The following is a 648-nucleotide window of genomic DNA, read 5'->3' on the forward strand; positions in this document are numbered from 1 at the left end:
AAGAAGGGTTAATTCTTGATGACTGTTTGCCGGACTCAATGTGAATCAAACTAAAGTTTGATTCGAATACAAGACACTTGAATGTGTTTGTTGTGTTTATACCGTTCTTATTAACTAAGAGCAGATAAACATTGAGAACTTTTAAATTTGATTAACTTAATCACAGCCTTGAGCTGTTTGATTTCACTTTTTAAAGTGAAAACCAATTAAGTAATCAGTCAGCTTTCCAAATTGTTAAAGAGCTTGATTCAGTAAATGAACCATTTTTAAAGACACTTAAATAAATGCGCTTAAAGATGGTATCCCGTAGGGGAGTCGAACCCCTGTTACCGCCGTGAAAGGGCGGTGTCCTAGGCCTCTAGACGAACGGGACATAGGTTACTCTTAACTGTTTAAACATATCAATCTGTGTGGACACTTATCGTGAATATCTTCGTATAAGGAGGTGATCCAGCCCCAGGTTCCCCTAGGGCTACCTTGTTACGACTTCACCCCAGTCATGAACCACAAAGTGGTGAGCGTCCTCCCCGAAAGGTTAAACTACCCACTTCTTTTGCAGCCCACTCCCATGGTGTGACGGGCGGTGTGTACAAGGCCCGGGAACGTATTCACCGTAGCATTCTGATCTACGATTACTAGCGATTCCGA

At 42.0% G+C, this 648-nt stretch carries 1 tRNA gene and 1 rRNA gene; both read right to left on the reverse strand.

What is annotated here, in order from left to right:
- Positions 1-297 precede the first annotated feature (297 nt).
- Positions 298-373 (reverse strand) — tRNA-Glu (locus L1D11_RS22545).
- A 65-nt stretch (positions 374-438) separates the two neighbouring features.
- Positions 439-648: ribosomal RNA gene (locus L1D11_RS22550) — 16S ribosomal RNA — on the reverse strand; the annotation flags it as partial.

The organism is Vibrio sp. Isolate32, from assembly GCF_022397955.1.
Taxonomy (GTDB): Bacteria; Pseudomonadota; Gammaproteobacteria; order Enterobacterales; family Vibrionaceae; genus Vibrio.